Raw genomic sequence first — 15,362 nt, forward strand, 5'->3', positions numbered from 1 at the left:
CGCGACGGATTGATCGAGAGCTGGACTACACCAAAGGGAAGGGGGCGCGGAAGAATTTTTAAGAAAGTTTTCAGCAAATGCGCATATCCCAGGCACCGACCTGGGGCGAGGGCAAAACATATGAGATTCAAATCTCTAGAGTGGATCACTCTCAGCGTAAGCTTCCTTATTGTAATAGGGGTGACTGTCGCTGGGGGTGTCGGCATCTGGAATGCGAGAAATGCGGTCGGAACGGCAGAGCGTTTGCAAAACGCTACCTTGCTGATCCGGCATCATATGGAAGCCGACATGATGCACGATGCGCTGCACAGCGACGTCGCAACTGCGCTCGCGGCACGCGATCCCTCTCTGGGGGTTTCGGTAGCTGAGGCCCTGAGCTCCGCAGAAGCAAATATCCAGACGTTCAAGGAAAATGTCGCAGCCGCAAAGAAATATGCGACTGATCCTCAGACAGAGCAGGCGCTGGCCGCACTCGATGAACCGCTCAACGGCTATGTCGACGCAGTGCACCACATAGGAGCGCTGCTCAGTCAGAATCCGGATTTGGCAGCGGCAGATTATGTTCACTTCCAACAGCGCTTCGATGCGCTCAAGGTCGCGATGGAGGCGGCAACGGAAAAGGTGGAGGAGCACTACGCCTCCACCGTTGCCAACGAACGAAAAGCGGCTGATTTTGCCGTAAAAATCATGTCGGTTGTCAGCGCTTTGTCATTGGTGAGCGTGTTGCTCGCTGCATTTGGCGCGCGGAAGTTTGTCGTGCGGCCCGTAGCAGACATGGCTGGCGCGCTTCAAAAAATTACAAGCGGCGACCACAATGTCAGTGTGGCGGGGACGCACCGCCAGGATGAAATTGGCGTCCTCGCGCGCGCCGTGGATAACTTCCGCGAGATCGACCTCGCGCGCAAGCAGCTTGAGGACGAGAGCAAGCGCGAGAACATTGAGCGGGCGAAGATCATCGAAACGCTCTCAACAGCGCTGCGCGAGGTCGCGAACGGCAATGTGAGCCATCGCATCGAAAACAAGTTCAACGGCAGCTACGAAGAACTGCGCCTCAATTTCAATTCCGCGCTAGGCGCGATGGCAAGCGCGCTGCGGCTGGTTGCGAGTACGACCGAGACCATCAAGTCCGGCACGAGCGAGATTGCCCAGGCCGCTGTGGATCTGTCCCTCCGCACCGAACGCCAGGCGGCTACTCTGGAAGAGACAGCTTCATCCATGACCGAAGCGACCTGTTCCGTGCGCGAGACAGCAAACGCCGCAACAAACGCAAACAGGGCTATTCGGGAGGCGCGCGAAGCGGCGGAGTCCGGCGGCGAGATCATTCACGATGCGGTGGCGGCCATGGACAAGATCGAAAAATCCTCAAGCGAGATTTCGCAGATCATCACCCTTATCGAAAATGTCGCGTTCCAGACGAATTTGCTGGCGTTGAACGCATCCGTCGAAGCTGCACGCGCGGGGGAAGCCGGAGACGGTTTTGCGGTCGTGGCCGCGGAAGTCCGCGCGCTCGCGCAACGAACCGCCGATGCAGCCAAGAATATCAAGCTTCTGATTACGTCGAGCGCAGTCGAAGTGGGCATGGGGGTGGAGCTGGTCGGAAAGGCCGGTGCGACGCTGGCTCACATTCTTGAAAGCGTCCGTGACATCAGCAAGCAGATAAACGACATCGATCTGGGGGCGCAGCAGGAAGCCGAGGTGCTGGTGAATGTTGAGACTGCTGTCTCAAACCTCGACCGTATGACGCAACAGAACGCCGCCATGGTGGAAGAGACTACGGCCGCTGCAAACAGCCTGGCCCAGCAAACCGAAGCGCTCGCGAAACTCGTCAGCAATTTCCGGATCGACATGCCGAACAACCTCGTTTCCCTGAAAAAACGGGCCATTTCCAATGCGGCATAGCTGCAGCGGACTGCCACACTGAAACATTCCAACTGGGTTTCAGCTCGGACGGCGCTCTCAATTGCCACAGTCCCTCAGCGCGAGCGACCGGCCGACGCGTCTCTGCTCAGCCTCCGTTGCAAGAAGGCAAGGACAAGGGCTTCTTCGGGTCTGAGCCGCGCTATATCCCCCTGCAAGGCTTCCTCGACCTCGGTTCGCGCCTCCAGCACCAGCGCATCGCTGAGATAGCTGTCTATAATCTCCGGGTGGACATAGCATTTGCGGCAGACGGTGGGCGTGTTGCCGAGCTGCGAGGCGACTGCTTCGATGGCTGCACGCACATTGCGTTTGGCTGCGGCTTCGCTGTCGACCTTTTCATATTCCGAGAGCGCGAGGGCGGCCAGAACGGTGCCGTTCCATGTGCGAAAATCCTTGGCCGTGATGTCGGCTCCCGAGATGTCTTTCAGATAGGCGTTGATGTCGCTGGAGGTGACTTCACAGTGCGCGCCGTCTTCACCGATATACTGAAACAGATGCTGGCCGGGCAGATCCTGGCTTGCCTTGACGATCCTGGCGATGCGGCGGTCCTTCAGGCTCAGCTTCCACTGTTTGCCGCTCTTGCCCTTGAAATTGAAGCGTATCTCCGCACCCTCGATTGCGACATGGCGATCCTTCAGCGTGGTGAGGCCATAGCTCCTGTTCTGCCTGGCATAATCGGAATTGCCGACGCGGATCATGGTGTTCTCCAGCAGATTGACCACAGCCGCCAGCACCTTCTCGCGTGGCAGGCCCCGCCGCTTGAGGTCTGCCTCGATCCGATCCCGAATTTGCGGCAGTGCCCGGGCGAAGTCCACCATATGCTCATATTTCGTGCTGTCCCTCACCTCTCGGAATCGGGCGTGATAGCGATATTGCTTGCGGCCCTTGGCGTCGCGGCCGGTCGCCTGAATATGGCCGTTGGCCTTGGGGCAGATCCATACGTCGGTATAGGCCGGGGGAATCGCCAGGGCCTGGATGCGATCGAGCGTCTTCTGGTCGGCGACCGGCTTGCCCTTGGCATCGCGATAGCGGAATCGGGCGCCGTGCTTGTGGCGAGTGATGCCCGGACCATCATCGGTTACATAGACGAGGCCCGCATTCTCGGCGGCCTCCTGTGGGTCGACAATGCCGCTCGCCTCGCTCGCGCGCTCGTCTGCTGGGGCGTGTTTCACAGTCATGCCGGTCAAACCTGATCTCGGCTGACTGGTTCCCCGATCGGCGGAATATCGCCGGGCGGCGTGCTCACGGACGGGTCTGCCATTTCCCGCTGGCCTTCATGGCTCCTTTCGGATATGTGGCCGCCTTTCGTGAATTCCTCAAAAAGCTAGAGTCCTGGAAAATGCAGACCGTTGAGACGTTGAACGAAGGCCTGAAGCGCGCCTATACCCTAACCATTTCCGCAGGCGACATTGACGCGCGCGTGGACCGCGAAGTGGCGAATATCGCCCCGCAGATCCGCATGCCCGGCTTCCGCCCCGGCAAGGTGCCCGCGAACCTGATCCGCAAAATGCATGGCGAGCGTCTGCAGGCGGATGCGCTCAACACTTCGATCCAGGAAGGCGTGCAGAAGGTGCTCGCCGACAACAAGCTGCGCCCCGCGATGCAGCCAGCCGTCGAGCTGGACGAGGGCTTTGCGTTCGGCAAGGACGCCGAGGTGAAGATCTCGCTTGAGGTGCTGCCCGAGATCACTGCGCCCAAGGTGGAGGAGCTGGGCCTCAAGCTGGAGCGCCTCACCGTGGCAGTCGAAGATGCGGCGGTGGACGAGGCGGTGAACCGCATCGCCGAGCAGCAGAACGCCTTTGCCCCGCACAAGGACGGCGCCAAGGCCAAGACCGGCGACATCGTTGTGATGGACTTTGCCGGCAAGGTTGACGGCGTCGCGTTCGATGGCGGCACCGGCGCCGGCATGAAGATCGAGATCGGATCGGGCAACCTCATCCCCGGCTTCGAGGATCAGCTGATCGGTCTCAAGGTGGGCGACGAGAAGGCCGTCTCCGTCACCTTCCCTGAAGACTATAACGTCGACACGCTGAAGGGCAAACCCGCGACATTCGATATCACCGTCACCGCTCTGCTCGACAAGAGCAAGCCACAGGCGGACGATGACTTCGCCAAGTCGCTCGGGCTTGAGGGCATCGAACAGCTGCGCGAGCTGATGAAGGCTCAGATCGAGCAGGAGCATAACGGCCTCACTCGCACCCACATGAAGCGCAAGCTGCTCGATCAGCTTGCCTCCAGCCATGATTTCGATGTGCCCCCATCCATGGTGGAAGCAGAGTTCAGCCAGATCTGGGCGCAGCTGGAGCATGAAGCGGGCCACGAGGAAGACAAGGACGCCGCTCTTGCCGAGCTGGAGAAGGACAAGGACGAGTATCGCGGCATCGCGGTGCGGCGCGTGCGCCTCGGCCTGCTGCTGTCCGAGATCGGCCAGGCCAACGGCATCGCGGTGAACGACCGCGAGATGCAGATGCTGGTGCAGCAGGCTGCCCAGCAATATCGCCCGCAGGACCGCGAGCGCTTCGTGCAATATATTCAGAACGAGCCGATGGCCGCCGCCCAGCTGCGCGCGCCGCTGTATGAGGACAAGGTCGTCGACTTCCTGTTCGACAAGGCCGAGATCACCGAGCGTGCCGTGACCAAGGCCGAGCTCGAAGCCGCGATCGAGGCGGAGGACGGCGAGCCGAAGGGCCATGTGCACGGTCCGGATTGCGGCCACGACCATGACCACGATCACAAGCCTGCGAAAAAGGCCGCTGCCAAGAAGGCCGCGCCTGCCGAAGCCGAAGCCGATGCCGAAGCCAAGCCGGTGAAGAAGGCTGCGGCGAAGAAAGCGGAGAGCGCGGAGGGTAAGGCGGAGGCCAAGCCCGCGAAGAAGGCTGCTCCTAAAAAAGCCGCCAAGGCCGAGGCCGAATAAGCCTCGGGCCCAGGGACGCGCATGACCCCCGGCGGCGCATCGGACGGCCCGGCAAAATCGCCGGACGCCTCCCTGCCCGCCGGCCTGCGTATCGCGGTATTGTTGCCCTGCTATAATGAGGCGGGTGCCATCGGGCAGACGGTGGCACAGTTCCGTGCCGCTCTGCCCGCCGCCGCCATTTACGTCTATGACAACAACAGCACCGACGGCAGCCGCGAGCTCGCCGCTCGCTCGGGCGCGATCGTGCGGCAGGTGCGGCAGCAGGGCAAGGGCCATGTCGTGCGGCGCATGTTTGCCGATGTCGACGCCGACATTTACGTGATGGCGGATGGCGACGCTACCTATGAGGCGTCCGCGGCGCCCGGCATGATCGCGACGATGCTGGAGCATAATTTCGACATGGTGGTGGGCGCACGGCGCACGGAAGTGGAAGCCGCCTACAGGCCGGGCCATCGCCTCGGCAACGCGATGCTGACCGGCCTGCTGAAGAGCCTGTTCGGGCGCAGCTTTACCGATATTCTATCCGGTTACCGCATATTCTCGCGCCGGTTCGTCAAGAGCTTTCCGGTGCTGTCCTCCGGGTTTGAGATCGAGACCGAGATGAGCGTGCACGCACTGGAACTCGCCATGCCGGTAGCCGAGCAGGTGACGGCCTATGCGGCGCGGCCGGAAGGTTCGGTGAGCAAGCTTTCTACCTACCGCGACGGCTGGCGCATCCTGCGCACAATCATCACGCTCTACCGGGTGGAGCGACCGATCTGGTTCTACGGTTTCGTCGGCGGGCTGTTTGCGGCCGTCGCGCTCGGCCTCGCGGTGCCGCTGTTGCTCACATATTGGGAGACCGGCCTCGTGCCCCGCTTCCCCACCGCAATCCTCGTTACCGGCATGATGATCATCGCGGTGCTCAACTTCATGTGCGGCCTCATTCTCGACACCGTCGTGCGCGGGCGGCGCGAGGTGAAACGCCTTGCCTATCTCGGCCATACCGCCCCCGCAGACCTATCGACCCGGCAATAATCCCGCATTAACGGGTGCCCGTTAGGGTGGGTCGTGGGAAATCCCCTTGAACCTGCCTCGTTTTGGCACGATGTAGGCGAAGCACAACACACGTCTGAAAGAGCATCATGCACAACAGCACTTTTGACCCGATGGCCGCGCTGGTCCCCGTCGTTATTGAGCAGTCCAATCGGGGCGAACGCAGCTTCGACATTTATTCGCGCCTTTTGCGCGAGCGGATCATCTTCGTCACCGGCCAGGTCGAGGATCATATGGCCTCGGTCATCGTCGCCCAGCTTCTGTTCCTCGAGTCGGAAAATCCGAAAAAGGACATCTACATGTACATCAACTCGCCGGGCGGCGTGGTCACTGCAGGCATGGCGATTTTCGATACCATGCAATATATCCGCCCCAAGGTCGGCACCGTGTGCATCGGCCAGGCGGCGAGCATGGGCAGCTTTCTGCTGGCGGCGGGCGAGCCGGGCATGCGCATCGCGCTCGCCAACGCGCGAATCATGGTGCACCAACCCTCCGGCGGCGCGCAGGGCATGGCGTCCGACATCGAGATCCAGGCCAAGGAAATCCTGCGGATCCGCGCGCGGATGAACAGCCTCTATTCGAAGTTCACCGGCCAGCCGCTGGAGAAGATCGAGGCGGCGATGGACCGCGACACATTCCTTGAGGCCGAGGAAGCCAAGGCGTTCGGTATTGTCGACCAGGTGTTCGAGAAGCGCCCGGTGCCCGCTGAGACGGACGGGGTATAACGGCTATCATAAGGGGGCGTTAATCACGGCGCGATATTCTACCTCTTGTGATTTTTGGAAATCGCGGTCTAGGATGCCGCATTAGCCCGGCCAGAAAGGGCAACCCATTGGTGCCCCGGCCGGGTCAGGAAAGACAGGAATGACCAAGCTGACCGGTTCCGATTCGAAAAGCACGCTCTATTGCAGCTTCTGCGGCAAGTCCCAGCATGAGGTGCGCAAGCTGATCGCGGGACCAACCGTCTTCATCTGCGACGAGTGCGTGGAGCTGTGCAACGACATCATCCGCGAAGAGACCAAGAGCGGCCTCGTCGGCAAGAAGGACGGCGGCGTGCCCACACCGCAGGAAATCTGCGACGTGCTGGACGATTACGTCATCGGCCAGGCTCGGGCGAAGCGCGTACTCTCCGTGGCGGTGCACAACCACTACAAGCGGCTGAACCACGGCGCCAAGGGCGCGGACGTGGAGCTGGCGAAATCCAACATCCTGCTCGTCGGCCCGACGGGTTGCGGCAAGACCTTGCTCGCGCAGACGCTCGCCAAGACGTTCGACGTCCCCTTCACCATGGCCGATGCCACCACGCTGACCGAGGCCGGCTATGTCGGCGAGGATGTCGAGAACATCATCCTCAAGCTGTTGCAGGCGTCCGACTATAATGTCGAGAAGGCGCAGCGCGGCATCGTCTATATCGACGAGATCGACAAGATCAGCCGCAAGGCGGAGAACCCCTCGATCACCCGCGACGTGTCGGGCGAGGGGGTGCAGCAGGCGCTGCTCAAGCTGATGGAGGGCACCACCGCCTCGGTTCCGCCGCAGGGTGGGCGCAAGCATCCGCAGCAGGAGTTCCTGCAGGTGGACACCACCAATATCCTCTTCATCTGCGGCGGCGCGTTCGCGGGGCTGGAGAAGATCATCGGTGACCGGCTGGAGGCAAAGTCCATCGGCTTTGGCGCGCATGTCGCGGCGCCCGAAGAGCGCCGGACGGGCGAACTGCTGCGTCAGAGCGAGCCCGAGGATCTGCTGAAATTCGGTCTGATCCCGGAATTCGTCGGCCGTCTGCCGGTCATCGCGACGCTGGAGGATCTCGATATCTCGGCGCTGGTCAAGATCCTGACCGAGCCGAAGAACGCACTGGTGAAGCAGTATCGCAAGCTGTTCGAGATGGAGGAAGTGGAGCTCAGCTTCACCGACGACGCGCTGACCGCGATCGCGAAGAAGGCGATCGAACGCAAGACCGGCGCCCGTGGCCTGCGCTCGATCATCGAGGGTCTGTTGCTTGATACCATGTTCGACCTGCCTTCGATGCAGGGTGTGGCCGAAGTGGTGGTCGACAAGGATGTAGTCGATGGCCGCAAGGAGCCGGTGCGGGTATTCGCCGAGAAGGACAAGCAGGCCGAAGACGCGGCCTAGATTTGGTCCATGCCGGGCTGCAAAATGCACTTTTTTGTGCTTCCGGTGCTCACGACCGTTAAGGTCGCTACGCTCCGGTTCTCAAAAATAAGCATTTTCGCTCCAGCCTAGGGGCTGTGGGGATTCAGTTCAGATGGAGCCGAAAAGGGGGATTTTCGAGCATCGGAGCGCAGCGTACTCAAAGGTACGTGAGCACCGAAGCGCAGAAAATAGCACTTTGCAGGCCTATATGGGCTGAATCCCCACAGCCTCTAGACCAAATCGCCTTGCTGGTTTCAGAAGAGTGTGGCGTCATGCCCGGCTGCCTAGGCAACCTTACGGCTGAACTCGCTCGACGCCTCGCGCAGCTTGCCCAGCATCGTCTGTGCTGTCCCGAAGCCCTGTTCCAGATCGTCGATCTCGCACGCAACTATCTCGGTATCGCGGCGGATGGCGGCGATGGTACCGGACATTGAGTCGGCCGCCAACGCCGTTTCATCGACGGCGGCGGTGATCATCGTGACGGTCTGTGCCTGCTGCTCCATCGAGAGGCGGATGCGCTCGGCGTTGTCCTGTACATCGCTCACGGTTTCGCGGATGCGCTGGTTGGTATCGACCGACTGGCGTGTGGAATTCTGTATCGCGGCGATCTTGCCGGCGATATCATCGGTCGCGCGCGCGGTCTGGCTGGCGAGCGATTTGACCTCCTGTGCCACCACGGCAAAGCCGCGCCCGGCATCGCCCGCGCGGGCTGCCTCGATCGTGGCGTTAAGGGCCAGCAGATTGGTTTGCCCGGCAATGTCGCGGATCAAGCCAAGGATCGATTCGATCGCCTTGGCATGTTCCGACAAGGTGGCCGACATCGAAACCGCTTCACCCGCCTGAAGGCTTGCGCGCTGGGCGACATCGGCGGAATTTTCGACCTGCGCGCGCGTTTCATCAATGGCGCGGATGAGGCCGGCGGAAATATGCGCGGCCTCACGCATGGCGAGCGCAGATTGCTCCGCCGCGGCCGCGACTTCGGAAACCTTGTCCAGCATGCCGCGCGTCGCCTCTGAAGCATGCTTTGCCTGTTCGCGCAGCCCATCGCCAAAGCGTGACGCGTCGCCCACTTCACCCGCGATGCGCTTTTCGAAAAGCTCGCCATAGCGCTTGCGGTCGTCCATATCCTCCCGCGATTCTTCCTCGGCGATGAACGCGCACATCATCTCGGCCTCGATGAGTCCCATGCGCATCAGGCTTTGGAGCAGACGGTGACATTCCGCATGATCCTCCGCCAAGCGCGCGCGCAGGCTGTCGGCCACAGTCTCCTGCGCGGCACACAGCGCCGCGAGAATCGACCGGAAAGAGATTTTGTGCTTGCGGGCGTGGAGCACGCATTTCTGCACCGATTCAGCCCATGCGCTTTCCTCAAACGCCACGAATTTGACATGCATATAGCGTTCGGTTTCAATGCGTAGCCCCAGCAGCGCATCGGAGGAAAGGCGCGCATCCAGCCCTGAACGGCCAATGTAATGCGAATAGAACGCCTGAGCCGCAGCGACATCCTGCTCGGTAACCGCCCAGATCTGGCGAGCGTCCGCCGCAAGCCGCCCCTGCGGATCGAACTCTGCAAGCCTGTCCCGCATGTCGATATTGGCCGATTGTGCCTCGTTCACCGGCATGACGGTCCTATCCACCCTATGTTTCCAACATATCTAAGCCATTTTCAGGGACAATAATGGCCACAGGTTAATCTTTGATTATCCATAACCAACGGTTCGTCGCAGCGCTCAGAAGGTTTGCACCGCCGGTGAGTGCGCGCTAAAGGAGCCTGATTCTGGTTGTTACAGGGGAATGAGACCGGCATGGCTCAGGCACAAAAAGGCGCGAAAAATAGGCCCTTATCGCCACATCTGGGGATATGGCGCTGGGGCCCGCACATGGCGATTTCGATCCTGCACCGGATTACGGGAGATGGCATGGCGATAGTGGGCGCCATGGGCGTGGTGTGGTGGCTGGTCGCCGCCGCCAGCGGACCGGAAGCCTACGCCACCTTCATGAGCGTCGCCACCAGCCCCGTCGGCTATATCGTGATGATCGGCCTTACCTGGGCATTTTTCCAGCACATGCTTTCCGGCCTGCGCCACTTCGTGCTGGATGTGGGCGCGGGCTACGAGTTGCAGACGAACAGAACCTGGTCCGTGCTGTTGCCACTGCTCGCCATCGTCATCACGGCGGCAGTGTGGCTGATGATATTTGCGGGGAGCATCTAGAACCATGGGTAACGGCACCTCCATCGGCCGCGTACGCGGCCTCGGCTCCGCCAAATCGGGCTCGCATCACTGGATCCTCCAGCGCTTTACCGCTGTCGGCAATTTGCTGCTCGTCCTGTGGCTGATCTTCTCGATTCTTCAGATGCCCGGCCTTGATTATGAGAGCGTTGTCGGCTGGCTGGCGCAACCGCTGGTTGCGGTGCCGATGGCGCTGATGCTGGTCAGCGTGTTCTGGCACCTGAAACTCGGGCTGCAGGTGCTGATCGAGGATTATGTCCATGAGGACGGGCTGAAGTTCTTCGCGATCATGCTGCTCAATTTCTACGCAATCGGCGGGGCCGCACTGGGCATTTTCGCCATCGCCAAAATCGCATTCACGGGGGGCGCTGCGGCATGACCGAAGCCTATAAGATCATCGACCATATATACGACACCGTGGTCGTCGGCGCGGGCGGATCGGGCCTGCGCGCTACGATGGGCAGCGCCGAGGCGGGCCTCAAGACGGCGTGCATTACCAAGGTTTTCCCGACGCGTAGCCACACAGTCGCGGCGCAGGGCGGCATCGCGGCGTCGCTGTGCAACAACACGCCGGACCACTGGACCTGGCACATGTACGACACCGTCAAGGGGTCTGACTGGCTGGGGGATCAGGACGCGATCGAATATATGGTGCGCGAGGCGCCAGCGGCGGTCTATGAGCTGGAGCATGCGGGCGTGCCGTTCAGCCGCAATGCGGACGGCACCATCTATCAGCGTCCCTTCGGTGGCCATATGCAAAATATGGGCGAAGGCCCGCCGGTGCAGCGCACCTGCGCCGCCGCCGACCGCACCGGCCACGCCATGCTGCACGCGCTCTATCAGCAGAGCCTCAAATATGCGGCGGATTTCTACATCGAATATTTCGCCATCGACCTCATCATGGAAGACGGCCCGAACGGCAAGGAATGCCGCGGCGTAATCGCGCTGTGCATGGAGGACGGCAGCATCCATCGCTTCCGCAGCCAGGCGGTCGTGCTGGCGACCGGCGGCTATGGGCGCGCCTATTTCTCGGCAACCTCGGCACACACCTGCACGGGTGACGGCGGCGCGATGGTGCTGCGCGCGGGCCTGCCGCTGCAGGACCTGGAGTTCGTGCAGTTCCACCCCACCGGCATTTATGGCGCAGGCGTGCTCATCACCGAAGGCGCGCGCGGCGAAGGCGGCTATCTCACCAACTCCGAGGGCGAGCGCTTCATGGAGCGTTATGCTCCCTCCGCCAAGGATCTCGCCAGCCGCGACGTCGTCTCGCGCTCGATGGCGATGGAAATGCGCGAGGGGCGAGGCGTCGGGCCGAACAAGGATCATATCTACCTGCACCTCGACCATATCGACCCGAAGGTGCTGGCCGAGCGCCTGCCCGGCATTACGGAGAGCGGCAAGATCTTCGCGGGTGTGGACCTGACGCGCCAGCCGCTGCCCGTCTGCCCCACGGTGCACTATAATATGGGCGGCATCCCCTGCAATTATCACGGCCAGGTCGTCACCAAGATTGGCGACGATCCCGAAGTAGTCGTACCCGGCCTTTACGCCGTGGGTGAGGCGGCATGCGTCTCGGTGCATGGCGCGAACCGGCTTGGCTCCAACTCGCTGATCGACCTCGTGGTGTTCGGTCGCGCGACCGGCCTGCACCTGAAGGAAACGCTGAAGCCCAACGCCGCGCAGAAGCCGCTGCCGAAGGACAGCGCGGACCTCGCGCTCGGCAGGCTCGATCATTTCCGCAACGCTGCGGGTGGTTCCTCGACCGCCGAGGTACGCCTCGACATGCAGCGCACGATGCAGAAGCACGCCGCCGTTTTCCGCGACAGCGCGTTGCTGACCGAGGGTGTGCAGCGCATGGAGCAGGTCAACAAGCGCCTCGCCGATGTCCGCGTGTCTGATCGCAGCCTGATCTGGAACACCGACCTTGTCGAGACGATGGAGCTGGACAATCTGATGGCGCAGGCAGTCTGCACCATGGTCGGCGCAGAGGCCCGCAAGGAATCGCGCGGCGCCCATGCGCACGAGGACTTCCCAAACCGCGACGACGCCAACTGGATGAAGCACACCGTGAGCTGGTTCGAGGGCTGGGGCGGAAACGGCGGCAAGGTGACGCTCGATTACCGCCCGGTGCATGATTACACGCTCACAGACGACGTGGACTACATCAAGCCCAAGGCGCGTGTCTATTAAGCGGTTAGACGAGCGGGGCTACGCCACGTTGTCGATGCCCAGCTCGGTCAGTTTGCGATAGAGCGTTGAGCGGCCGATGCCGAGCCGCCGCGCGACCTCCGTCATCCGCCCGCGATAATGGCCGATGGCGAGGCGGATAACGTCTGCCTCGATGTCCGCGAGCTGGCGGATGTGGCCGGTCTGCTCATAGAGTGTGATTGCGCCGCCGTCATTATGATCGGCCGGGTCCGATGACGATGGCTGGCCTATCCGTTGCGTGCGCGCCTGTGCGGCGATCTGCGGAAAGTCCTGCGGCGTCAGATACTCGCCCTCGCAGAGCACCGCCGCGCGGAAAAGCACGTTCTGAAGCTGGCGGACGTTGCCTGGCCAGTCATGTTGCATCAGCAGGCCCAGCGCCTCGTTGGTGATGCTGAGGTTCTTGAGGCCATGCTGGCTGGCGAGGCGGGCGAGCAGATGCCGCGCCAATGCCGGAATATCGCTACTGCGTTCCCGCAACGGAGGCACGGTGACGTGCATGACATTGAGGCGATAGAACAGATCCTCGCGGAAGCGCCCGGCGGCGACTTCCTGCTCCAGCACCTTGTTGGTGGCGGCGATGACGCGCACATCGATGTGGCTCGGCATCCGCGCGCCGAGCGGCTGCACCTCGCCATCCTGAAGCACGCGCAACAGCTTCACCTGCGCATCGAGCGGCATTTCGCTCACTTCATCGAGGAAGATCGTGCCCATGTCGGCATCGACGAACTTGCCGACCTGACGTTCGAACGCGCCCGTGAATGCGCCGCGCTCGTGCCCGAACAGCTCCGACTCCACGAGGTTGGAAGGAATCGCGCCGCAGTTGACCGTGACCATCCGGTTGCGGTGACGCGGCGAGGCGGCGTGGATCGCCTGCGCGATCACTTCCTTGCCGACGCCGCTTTCCCCTTCGATCAACACCGGCACGCGGGCGCGCGCGGCCTTGGCTGCGATGGCGAGCGCGGCAAGGAAATGCGGCGCGCCGCCGACGATCTCGTTAAAAGCGAGAGGGGCGGAAAGCTTTTCGGTCAGCGGGCGCAGCTCGCCCGATCGTTCGTCGGCGCGGTCTAGCGTGGCATTGAGCGCGGCGAGCAGCCGATCCGGCGCGATAGGCTTGGCGAGATAGTCGCTCGCGCCCGCGCGCATCGCCTCCACCGCATCAAGCACGTCATTCTGAGATGTAAGAACAAGGATCGGCAGAGAGGGGCGCCGCTCGCGAATCTGGCGAATCGTTTCGATTGGTTTTATCACGGGATTCCAGTGATCTATCAAAACGGCATTAAGCTGCATTCCGTCGCGCGTGCCCAGCGTCGCCAGCGCGGCGTCCTGATCGCTGGCATAGATGGTGCGCCAGCCAGCACGTGCCGCCAACGCCGAAACCAGCCGCTTTTGCGCCGGTTCGTCGTCTATCAGAAGTAGTAGTGGCATGCCGCTCAGCGCCATTGAATATCCCGCATAGGTGACGCATCGGAATAGTCCCTTGAGGTAAAAACGATGTTAATCACCCGCTCACCGTGTGATCTTTCCTTGTCCGCAGCGAAGGATCACCCTAAGGGGGGTCGTTTCGGATGAAAAACGCGTCCAGAAAAACGGGGAGTTACCATGGCATCTGGCAATGACATGAAGATGGCGGAAGAGACCTATTCGGGCTTCATCGGCCTTATCAAATGGGGCACGATTCTCTCGGTCATCGTAGCGGTGATCGTTGTTCTGCTCATAGCCTGAGCATCGGCACGGGGAACAAGCGTGAAAATTGCGGTATTGAAAGAGCTCGCCGCTGGTGAGCGACGTGTTGCTGCGAGCCCTGAGACGGTGAAGAAGTTCATCGGTCTTGGTGCGAGCGTTGCGGTGGAGACGGGCGCAGGCGTTTCTGCGTCGATCTCCGATGCCGACTACGCGGCTGCAGGAGCGAGCGTGGGCGACCGCGCTGCGACTCTGAAAGATGCGGATATCATTTTGGGTGTGCAGGGCCCGGCGGTCGAGACGCTGGGCGGGCAGAAGGCTGGAGCGATGCTGGCGGCGGGTCTCAATCCGTTTGGCGAGCGCGCACGCGTTGACGGCTATGCAGCCGCAGGCATCGAGGCGCTGGCGATGGAGTTCATGCCGCGCATCACCCGCGCACAGTCGATGGACATTCTCTCGTCGCAGTCGAATCTGTCCGGCTACAAGGCGGTGCTCGATGCCGCAGCGGAATATAGCAAGGCCTTCCCGATGATGATGACCGCAGCCGGCACGGTGTCGGCCGCCAAGGTGTTCGTCATGGGTGTCGGCGTTGCAGGTCTCCAGGCGATCGCGACGGCGCGACGCCTGGGAGCACAGGTCTCCGCGACCGATGTGCGCTCGGCGACCAAGGAGCAGATCGAATCGCTGGGCGCCAAGGCGATCTTCGTCGAGGACGTCAAGGGCATCGAGGGCGAAGGCTCAGGCGGTTACGCCACCGAGATGAGTGACGAGTACAAGGCGGCGCAGGCGGCTCTGGTATCCAGCCACATCGCCAAGCAGGACATCGTCATTACCACCGCGCTGATCCCCGGACGCCCGGCCCCGCGTCTGATCTCGGACGCGCAGATCGCCAGTATGAAGCCGGGCAGCGTGATCGTCGATCTCGCAGTCGAGCAGGGCGGCAATGTCGAAGGTGCGGTCGCTGGCGAGGTAGTCGAGCGTCATGGCGTCAAGATCGTCGGCCACAAGAACGTGCCCTCACGCCTCGCAACCGATGCCTCGGCGCTGTTTGCGCGCAACCTCTTCAACTTCCTCTCCGCCTTCTGGGACAAGGAGAAGAACGCGCCCGTGCTGGACGAAGAGATCGGCAACGCCATCCGACTGACCAAGGACGGCAAGATCGTGAACGAGAGGCTGCTCGCTAACTGATAGAAGCCCCGGCCCCGTCAAGCGGGCCGATTAAC

General features: G+C 61.9%; 13 protein-coding genes. 10 read left to right on the plus strand and 3 right to left on the minus strand.

The window, feature by feature from the left end; genetic code table 11:
- The first annotated feature begins 288 nt into the window (after nucleotides 1-288).
- Entirely contained in the window at nucleotides 289-1,899 is a 1,611-nt protein-coding gene (locus tag OOT33_RS08345) for a methyl-accepting chemotaxis protein (RefSeq protein ID WP_307749558.1), read from the plus strand.
- Between the two features lie 74 nt (nucleotides 1,900-1,973).
- Here OOT33_RS08345 and OOT33_RS08350 read toward each other — a convergent pair whose 3' ends face one another.
- The gene (locus tag OOT33_RS08350; protein ID WP_307749559.1) at nucleotides 1,974-3,095 is read right to left on the minus strand and encodes a DNA topoisomerase IB; all 1,122 of its coding nucleotides are present in this window, start codon (nucleotides 3,093-3,095) and stop codon (nucleotides 1,974-1,976) included.
- A gap of 161 nt (nucleotides 3,096-3,256) precedes the next feature.
- On the opposite strand from OOT33_RS08350, the gene tig reads away from it, so the two are divergent.
- The 4 genes from tig to clpX all read left to right on the plus strand — a co-directional run bounded on the left by tig (nucleotide 3,257) and on the right by clpX (nucleotide 7,999).
- A complete protein-coding gene (gene tig / locus OOT33_RS08355; protein ID WP_307749560.1) occupies nucleotides 3,257-4,831 on the plus strand; it encodes a trigger factor in 1,575 nt (524 codons plus the stop codon).
- Nucleotides 4,832-4,852: 21 nt separating this feature from the next.
- Complete coding sequence (locus OOT33_RS08360) at nucleotides 4,853-5,848, plus strand: glycosyltransferase (protein ID WP_307749561.1); 996 nt, start codon at nucleotides 4,853-4,855, stop codon at nucleotides 5,846-5,848.
- 107 nt (nucleotides 5,849-5,955) lie between these two features.
- Complete coding sequence (clpP, locus tag OOT33_RS08365; protein WP_307749562.1) at nucleotides 5,956-6,591, plus strand: ATP-dependent Clp endopeptidase proteolytic subunit ClpP; 636 nt, start codon at nucleotides 5,956-5,958, stop codon at nucleotides 6,589-6,591.
- Between the two features lie 139 nt (nucleotides 6,592-6,730).
- Nucleotides 6,731-7,999 carry an ATP-dependent Clp protease ATP-binding subunit ClpX gene (clpX, locus tag OOT33_RS08370; RefSeq protein ID WP_307749563.1) on the plus strand — a complete coding sequence of 423 codons (1,269 nt, stop codon included), beginning with the start codon at nucleotides 6,731-6,733 and terminating at the stop codon, nucleotides 7,997-7,999.
- 305 nt (nucleotides 8,000-8,304) lie between these two features.
- Here clpX and OOT33_RS08375 read toward each other — a convergent pair whose 3' ends face one another.
- On the minus strand, nucleotides 8,305-9,642 hold the full coding sequence (locus tag OOT33_RS08375) for a methyl-accepting chemotaxis protein (protein ID WP_307750337.1): 1,338 nt from the start codon (nucleotides 9,640-9,642) through the stop codon (nucleotides 8,305-8,307).
- A 183-nt stretch (nucleotides 9,643-9,825) separates the two neighbouring features.
- Between OOT33_RS08375 and sdhC the strand changes: the two genes are divergently transcribed.
- Genes sdhC through sdhA form a run of 3 tightly spaced genes read left to right on the plus strand, consistent with a single transcriptional unit; the run spans nucleotide 9,826 to nucleotide 12,441 of the window.
- Nucleotides 9,826-10,233, plus strand: coding sequence for a succinate dehydrogenase, cytochrome b556 subunit (gene sdhC, locus OOT33_RS08380; protein ID WP_307749564.1), 408 nt, complete (start codon nucleotides 9,826-9,828; stop codon nucleotides 10,231-10,233).
- 4 nt (nucleotides 10,234-10,237) lie between these two features.
- Complete coding sequence (sdhD, locus tag OOT33_RS08385) at nucleotides 10,238-10,630, plus strand: succinate dehydrogenase, hydrophobic membrane anchor protein (protein ID WP_307749565.1); 393 nt, start codon at nucleotides 10,238-10,240, stop codon at nucleotides 10,628-10,630.
- Nucleotides 10,627-12,441, plus strand: coding sequence for a succinate dehydrogenase flavoprotein subunit (sdhA, locus tag OOT33_RS08390; protein WP_307749566.1), 1,815 nt, complete (start codon nucleotides 10,627-10,629; stop codon nucleotides 12,439-12,441). The genes sdhD and sdhA overlap by 4 nt, the downstream gene beginning before the upstream one ends.
- An 18-nt stretch (nucleotides 12,442-12,459) precedes the next feature.
- Here sdhA and OOT33_RS08395 read toward each other — a convergent pair whose 3' ends face one another.
- Nucleotides 12,460-13,899, minus strand: a complete 1,440-nt coding sequence (locus OOT33_RS08395) for a sigma 54-interacting transcriptional regulator (RefSeq protein ID WP_307749567.1) — start codon at nucleotides 13,897-13,899, stop codon at nucleotides 12,460-12,462.
- A gap of 159 nt (nucleotides 13,900-14,058) precedes the next feature.
- Here OOT33_RS08395 and OOT33_RS08400 point away from each other — a divergent pair, with 159 nt between their 5' ends.
- Both OOT33_RS08400 and OOT33_RS08405 read left to right on the plus strand, forming a co-directional pair.
- The gene (locus tag OOT33_RS08400; RefSeq protein ID WP_307749568.1) at nucleotides 14,059-14,181 is read left to right on the plus strand and encodes an aa3-type cytochrome c oxidase subunit IV; all 123 of its coding nucleotides are present in this window, start codon (nucleotides 14,059-14,061) and stop codon (nucleotides 14,179-14,181) included.
- A 21-nt stretch (nucleotides 14,182-14,202) separates the two neighbouring features.
- A complete protein-coding gene (locus OOT33_RS08405; RefSeq protein ID WP_307749569.1) occupies nucleotides 14,203-15,327 on the plus strand; it encodes an NAD(P) transhydrogenase subunit alpha in 1,125 nt (374 codons plus the stop codon).
- Nucleotides 15,328-15,362 lie beyond the last annotated feature (35 nt).

It is taken from the genome of Sphingobium sp. DEHP117, assembly GCF_030867385.1.
GTDB lineage: Bacteria > Pseudomonadota > Alphaproteobacteria > Sphingomonadales > Sphingomonadaceae > Sphingobium.

Bases quoted from the DNA above. Each gene is read 5' to 3' on its own strand.
- OOT33_RS08345 (WP_307749558.1), top strand. From the start codon at position 289: ATGATGCACGATGCGCTGCACAGCGACGTCGCAACTGCGCTCGCGGCA.
- OOT33_RS08350 (WP_307749559.1), bottom strand. From the start codon at position 3,095: ATGACTGTGAAACACGCCCCAGCAGACGAGCGCGCGAGCGAGGCGAGC.
- tig (WP_307749560.1), top strand. From the start codon at position 3,257: ATGCAGACCGTTGAGACGTTGAACGAAGGCCTGAAGCGCGCCTATACC.
- OOT33_RS08360 (WP_307749561.1), top strand. From the start codon at position 4,853: ATGACCCCCGGCGGCGCATCGGACGGCCCGGCAAAATCGCCGGACGCC.
- clpP (WP_307749562.1), top strand. From the start codon at position 5,956: ATGCACAACAGCACTTTTGACCCGATGGCCGCGCTGGTCCCCGTCGTT.
- clpX (WP_307749563.1), top strand. From the start codon at position 6,731: ATGACCAAGCTGACCGGTTCCGATTCGAAAAGCACGCTCTATTGCAGC.
- OOT33_RS08375 (WP_307750337.1), bottom strand. From the start codon at position 9,642: ATGCCGGTGAACGAGGCACAATCGGCCAATATCGACATGCGGGACAGG.
- sdhC (WP_307749564.1), top strand. From the start codon at position 9,826: ATGGCTCAGGCACAAAAAGGCGCGAAAAATAGGCCCTTATCGCCACAT.
- sdhD (WP_307749565.1), top strand. From the start codon at position 10,238: ATGGGTAACGGCACCTCCATCGGCCGCGTACGCGGCCTCGGCTCCGCC.
- sdhA (WP_307749566.1), top strand. From the start codon at position 10,627: ATGACCGAAGCCTATAAGATCATCGACCATATATACGACACCGTGGTC.
- OOT33_RS08395 (WP_307749567.1), bottom strand. From the start codon at position 13,899: ATGGCGCTGAGCGGCATGCCACTACTACTTCTGATAGACGACGAACCG.
- OOT33_RS08400 (WP_307749568.1), top strand. From the start codon at position 14,059: ATGGCATCTGGCAATGACATGAAGATGGCGGAAGAGACCTATTCGGGC.